This is a genomic window from Colwellia marinimaniae, from assembly GCF_002207865.1.
GTDB lineage: Bacteria > Pseudomonadota > Gammaproteobacteria > Enterobacterales > Alteromonadaceae > Colwellia > Colwellia marinimaniae.
Window position 1 is genome coordinate 118543 of sequence record NZ_BDQM01000010.1, and the last position, 6380, is coordinate 124922.

Below are 6380 nucleotides of genomic sequence, written 5' to 3' on the forward strand. Positions count from 1 at the left end.
CACTCACTTACTATAAGCAGAATTTCTACATGACTTGCTCTTCTCAACCTAATTCATTTCTCAATAAAGCCATTGAATTCCCTTCTCCGGCAAAAATTAATTTATTTTTACATATTGTTGGACAGCGTGATGATGGTTACCACAATTTAGAAACACTCTTTCAATTTATTGATCATAGTGACATATTAACCTTAACAGTCACTGACAAAGCCAGCATAGATTTATTAACGCCTCTTGAGGGGGTTAATTATGACGATAACTTAATTGTAAAAGCGGCCCAGTTATTGAAAAGAAAAACCAAGACACCTTTTGGCGTTAAAATAAGTATTAACAAAATACTACCAATGGGTGGCGGCTTGGGCGGTGGTTCATCCAATGCAGCTACGGTTTTAGTTGCGCTTAATACATTATGGCAGTGTCAATTATCAACAAGTGATTTGGCAATATTAGGCCTGAGCCTTGGTGCGGATGTACCTATCTTTATTTATGGTTTTGCCGCCTTTGCCCAAGGTGTTGGTGAAAGACTTACCGCCATGGATCCCGAAGAACCTTGGTATTTAATTACTAAACCTGAATGTAGCATTTCCACTCAACAAGTTTTTACCGCAGTAGATCTGCCTCGAAACACCAAGAAACTATCCCCTTCAGCCCTTGATACCACTGACTTTCTCAATGATAACTTCCATAATGACTGCCAATCATTAGTAATAAAACATTATCCTGAGGTTGCCAAGTTACTGGCTTGGTTGGTAGAATACGCCCCCTCAAGAATGACAGGAACAGGTGCGTGTGTTTTTACGCGGTTTTCTAGTCAAAAAGAGGCGTGTTCATTGCAAGCGAAACTCCCCAAAGGAGTGAGCTCATTTGTCGCGCGGGGACTTAATAAGTCGCCCTTATGTTCTGTGATGACAAGGTTGTCACTGAACAAGTAAACAATTAAAAATATTTGCGAACTTAACTAAATCGGCTATTTTAAAACGTGCTATGGTGCGGAAAATAACTGCTACAGTTTAGTAAGCGTTATACTGCTTAATGATTATATCTTATATCAAAAAGCCTAATATTAATGTCAAATGTTTCTGAGGAATCTACAGTGCCTGACATGAAGATTTTTGCGGGTAATGCCACCCCTGAACTGGCCAAGAAAATTTGTGATCGCCTATATATGCCTCTCGGCGATGCGACAGTCGGTAGTTTTAGTGATGGTGAAATTTGTGTTGAAATACATGAAAACGTCCGTGGTGCTGATGTTTTTATTATTCAATCGACCTGTGCTCCAACCAATAATAACTTAATGGAATTAATTGTAATGATAGACGCATTGCGTCGTGCCTCCGCTGGCCGTATCACTGCTGTAATCCCTTATTTTGGTTATGCTCGCCAAGACAGACGTGTACGTAGTGCTCGTGTACCAATTACGGCAAAAGTAGTTGCTGACTTTTTATCAAGTGTTGGTGTTGACCGTGTATTAACGGTTGATTTACATGCCGAGCAAATACAAGGTTTCTTTGATGTGCCGGTTGATAATGCTTTTGGTACGCCAATTTTATTAGAGGACATGAAAAGTCGTGGTTTTGACAACCCTGTGATTGTTTCTCCTGATATTGGTGGCGTGGTTCGTGCTCGTGCTGTTGCTAAATTATTAGATGACGCTGACTTAGTCATTATTGATAAACGTCGCCCGAAAGCAAACGTTGCCCAAGTGATGCACATTATTGGTGATGTAGAAGGTCGCGACTGTATTATTGTCGATGACATGATTGATACTGGCGGTACATTAGTCAAAGCGGCAGAAGCATTAAAAGAGCATGGCGCAAAACGTGTTGTCGCTTATGCCACTCACCCAGTATTGTCGGGTAATGCCGCACAAAACCTCAGAGATTCAGTGCTTGATGAAGTTGTAGTTACTGATTCAATTCCTCTTTCTGATGAAATTAAAGCGCTTAAAATGGTTCGTCAATTAACCTTAAGCGGCATGCTTAGTGAAGCGATTCGTCGTGTGAGTAATGAAGAATCTATATCGGCAATGTTTGATTAATTTCTAGCGAATAATTACTACTATTGCAAAAAAGCAGCCGCTGCCACGGCTGCTTTTTTATTGCTCCTTAACCCTTATTTATTTCCTCATTCCCCCTATAAACCATCAGTAATTAACCGCTTAAGTTGATAGCTTTACCTAGGGCTAAATGTTACAATGCGGCGCCTTTTTTATCTAATGACCGAGTTAGTTGTTAACTGATCTAGGATGTTAAAATGGTATCTCCTTGTTTTTGGTCGCAAAAAACAAGACTTAATTTTTAAGTTTTATAACTTATATAACAGAAGAGTATTAAAATGACTGATTTTTTAACATTAGAAGCTGAAGTACGTACTGATTTAGGGAAAGGTGCGAGCCGCCGCCTACGTCACGCGGAAAAAGTTCCTGCTATCCTTTACGGTGAAAACCAAGAACCAGTATCTTTAACGTTAGCGCACAAAGATGTATTCCGCGCTCAACAAGAAGAAAAATTCTATACGCAAGTATTAACATTAAATATTGCTGGTAAGCCAGTTGAGTGTTTAATTAAAGACATGCAACGTCACCCGTTCAAGCAATTGGTAATGCACTTAGATTTCATCCGCATTGATCAAAACCATGTAGTTCATGCAAACACTACTCTTCACTTCATTAATGAAGAAGAAGCGGCAAAAACTGGCGCTGCCATTGCTCATCACGTGACTAAAATTGCCATCTCTTGTTTACCAAAAGATTTACCTGAGTTCATCGAAGTTGACTTAACTAACTTAGCACTTGGTCAAACTTTCCATTTATCAGACCTTACGTTGCCAGCAGGCGTTACTTCTGACGAATTAGCAAAAGGTGAAGAACACGATCTAGCGGTTGTTTCTGCTAAAGCGCCTAAATCGGCTAAAGTAACAGACGAAGCAGCAGAAGAAGCTCCAGCTGCTGAATAATAGCTACATTCATTTATAATATTATAGATAATGACTATTAAATTAATTGCGGGGCTGGGTAATCCTGGCCCCGAATATAGCAAAACACGCCACAATGCAGGTGTTTGGTTCGTCGAAGAACTGGCACGTTGTCACAACATTTCCCTCCGTCCCGAAAAAAAATACTCCGGCCTTTATGGTAAAGGCTTAATTGCGGGAAACCTTATCCACTTATTAATTCCAACCACCTTTATGAATCGTAGCGGTCAAGCAGTTGCTCCCCTTGCTAATTTTTATAAAATGTCGATAGATGAAATCTTGATTGCTCATGATGAATTAGATATACAGCCCGGTGTTTGTAAAATAAAAAAGGGTGGTGGTCACGGCGGACATAATGGTTTGCGCGATATTATCGCTGCTATGGCTAATAATAAAGAATTTTACCGGTTACGTATTGGCATTGATCATCCAGGTCATCGCGATAAAGTAACGGGTCACGTATTAGGTAAAGCGCCTAGTGCCGAACAAGCAAAAATAGAACAAGCAATCGACGAAGCTAGTCGATGTCTTGATATTTGGCTAACAGACGACTTAAAGAAAGCGCAAAATCGCTTACACTCGTTTAAAGCCGAGTAAATATACACAAGTAAATACACGCTAGTAACTCTGTGTTAGCAACTAATCAGTAGGTAAAAATTATGGGTTTTAAATGTGGTATCGTTGGCTTGCCTAACGTCGGTAAATCAACACTATTCAATGCACTTACCAAAGCAGGTATTGAAGCGGCAAACTTCCCGTTTTGTACTATTGAGCCAAATACTGGTGTAGTACCGGTACCCGACCCTCGCTTAGATAAATTAACTGCAATAGTAAAACCTGAGCGTGTCTTAGCCACCACCATGGAGTTTGTCGATATTGCCGGTCTTGTTGCTGGCGCATCAAAAGGTGAAGGGTTAGGGAACAAGTTTTTAGCGAACATTCGTGAAACAGATGCTATTGGTCACGTAGTTCGCTGCTTTGACAATGACAATATTATTCACGTTGCTAATAAGATTGACCCCGCTGATGATATTGAGGTGATCAATACTGAATTAGCATTATCTGATATGGACACAGCAGAACGGGCAATTTTTCGTTTAGCTAAAAAGGCTAAAGGCGGAGATAAAGACGCCAAATTTGAAATGCCTGTTTTAGAAAAAATATTAAAGCATGTTGAAGAAGGCCATATGGTACGTTCTTTAGAATTATCTAAAGAAGAAAAAGCCGCTATTGACTATTTAAATTTCTTAACACTAAAACCAACCATGTATATTGCTAATGTCAATGATGATGGTTTTGAAAATAATCCATACCTTGACGTAGTACAAAAGATAGCGGATGCAGAAGGTAGCGTAGTTGTTGCTGTTTGTGCCGAAGTTGAAAGCGAATTGTCTGAAATGGATGAAGACGATAGAGCTGAATTTATGGCTGAGATGGGCTTAGAAGAGCCCGGTCTTAATCGTGTTATAAATGCCGGTTATGCATTACTGCACTTACAAACTTATTTCACTGCTGGTGTTAAAGAAGTACGTGCTTGGACAATTAAACAAAGTGCTACTGCGCCGCAAGCGGCCGGTGTTATTCATACCGACTTTGAAAAAGGCTTTATTCGCGCTGAAGTCATCAGTTATGACGACTTTATTGAGTTTAATGGTGAGTCGGGTGCTAAAGAAGCCGGTAAGTGGCGTTTAGAGGGTAAAGACTACCGCGTAAAAGATGGTGATGTAATACACTTCCGCTTTAATGTATAAAAGTCCGCCTATAGCTAGAGTCTATTTAGCCTAACCAAAAAACGCATCCTTAGTGATGCGTTTTTTTATGCCGCTAAGGACTGACGAGTCAGCATCCTGGCTGTAAACTTGAGTCAACTTGACCATAGTATTATAATAAAGACTTGTTTTAATTGTATATACAACTAAAATACCGCCTGTAATATAAAAACGAAAGATATACAGCTATTCAGTTAGCTTAGTTATTCTACTAGCGGGTACCATAACTAAGCTAATGGTCTACACTTTTCTTGTTTAAAGAAATTGATAAATCAAAAAATAATAAGGCGTCACAATGAAAAAATTTATTTTATTACCCATACTATTAGCGACAAGTGTTATTACAGCTCCATCGGCTCAAGCAGATGACCTAGCATTGCGTATTTGTGAATATGTGCAAGCAAATGATAAAAGTCGCTTAAGGTCATTCTTAAAGCAAAAAAGATTAAAGGTTCGTAATATTTATGATGCTTTAGAATGCAACGGCAATAGTTTATTAATTTTTGCCGCTAAATCTAATGCTTTAGAAGTTGGCGAATACATTATTGGTAAGTTACCTTCTAAAAAGGTTAAAGCTGAGATAGATAACTTAGCAAAATATTCTGCACATTTAGCTGAAGAAGCAAGAGATAGATAAGACTTACCTTCATGATAAATACAAACGCATTATCATTTTCCAATAAGTAATGCGTTTCCCACCTTTTATTTGCATAGTTATCCACCAAAATGCACAATCAATCGCCAAACAAATAGAAAGTACACCTTTTTTAAAAAAAACGGTTGACGAAAGGCAGGTAGATTAGCATAATACGCCGCACTTGCTACCGAGCAGGTTGGTAAAGGCTACATAGCTCAGTTGGTTAGAGCACATCACTCATAATGATGGGGTCCCAGGTTCAAATCCCGGTGTAGCCACCATTTTACTTCGGTATTTTTACTTAAGTAAAAAGAGTTCAAGTCTCTTTAACACTTGAATGTAATGCGGGTTTGGCGGAATTAATAAACAATGACGCGCTACTTTTTTTTATAGAGAGTAGGTTCCAGTATTGCAAGATGTGAGAGTTCAAGTCTCTTTAACACTTGAATGTAATGCGGGTTTGGCGGAATTAATAAACAATGACCGCTACTTTTTTATAGAGAGTAGGTTCCAGTATTGCAAGATGTGAGAGTTCAAGTCTCTTTAAACACTTGAATGTAATGCGGGTTTGGCGGAATTGGTAGACGCGCTGGATTTAGGTTCCAGTATCGCAAGATGTGAGAGTTCAAGTCTCTTGACCCGTACCATTTCAAAGCAACTTTAGTTGCACAAGTAAAAAGTAAATACATTGCAGGGATATAGCCAAGCGGTAAGGCAGCGGGTTTTGATCCCGTCATTCAGAGGTTCAAATCCTCTTATCCCTGCCATTTCTTTTAAAGAAATGGTTACAGAGTTCAAGTCTCTTTAACACTTGAATGTAATGCGGGTTTGGCGGAATTAATAAACAATGACGCGCTACTTTTTTTATAGAGAGTAGGTTCCAGTATTGCAAGATGTGAGAGTTCAAGTCTCTTTAACACTTGGATGTAATGCGGGTTTGGCGGAATTGGTAGACGCGCTGGATTTAGGTTCCAGTATCGCAAGATGTGAGAGTTCAAGTC

Annotated in this window: 6 protein-coding genes and 3 tRNA genes; all 9 read left to right on the top strand. The window is 39.2% G+C overall.

The features are described from left to right. Positions 1–29: 29 nt before the first annotated feature. The 9 genes from ispE to MTCD1_RS08400 all read left to right on the top strand — a co-directional run bounded on the left by ispE (position 30) and on the right by MTCD1_RS08400 (position 6146). Positions 30–932 (top strand): 4-(cytidine 5'-diphospho)-2-C-methyl-D-erythritol kinase, encoded by a 903-nt coding sequence (ispE, locus tag MTCD1_RS08360; RefSeq protein WP_057181561.1) that lies wholly within the window; start codon positions 30–32, stop codon positions 930–932. Positions 933–1093: 161 nt separating this feature from the next. Next, the gene (locus MTCD1_RS08365; protein WP_057181562.1) at positions 1094–2038 is read left to right on the top strand and encodes a ribose-phosphate pyrophosphokinase; all 945 of its coding nucleotides are present in this window, start codon (positions 1094–1096) and stop codon (positions 2036–2038) included. A 296-nt stretch (positions 2039–2334) separates the two neighbouring features. Continuing rightward, entirely contained in the window at positions 2335–2955 is a 621-nt protein-coding gene (locus MTCD1_RS08370) for a 50S ribosomal protein L25/general stress protein Ctc (protein ID WP_057181563.1), read from the top strand. A 30-nt stretch (positions 2956–2985) separates the two neighbouring features. Further along, on the top strand, positions 2986–3570 hold the full coding sequence (pth, locus tag MTCD1_RS08375) for an aminoacyl-tRNA hydrolase (protein WP_057181564.1): 585 nt from the start codon (positions 2986–2988) through the stop codon (positions 3568–3570). A gap of 62 nt (positions 3571–3632) precedes the next feature. Continuing rightward, complete coding sequence (ychF, locus tag MTCD1_RS08380; protein ID WP_057181565.1) at positions 3633–4724, top strand: redox-regulated ATPase YchF; 1092 nt, start codon at positions 3633–3635, stop codon at positions 4722–4724. Between the two features lie 313 nt (positions 4725–5037). Beyond that, positions 5038–5379 carry a DUF3718 domain-containing protein gene (locus tag MTCD1_RS08385; protein ID WP_057181566.1) on the top strand — a complete coding sequence of 114 codons (342 nt, stop codon included), beginning with the start codon at positions 5038–5040 and terminating at the stop codon, positions 5377–5379. A gap of 204 nt (positions 5380–5583) precedes the next feature. Continuing rightward, positions 5584–5660, top strand: a tRNA-Met gene (locus tag MTCD1_RS08390). Between the two features lie 281 nt (positions 5661–5941). Beyond that, a tRNA-Leu gene (locus MTCD1_RS08395) sits at positions 5942–6026 on the top strand. Positions 6027–6071: 45 nt separating this feature from the next. After that, positions 6072–6146, top strand: a tRNA-Gln gene (locus MTCD1_RS08400). Positions 6147–6380 lie beyond the last annotated feature (234 nt).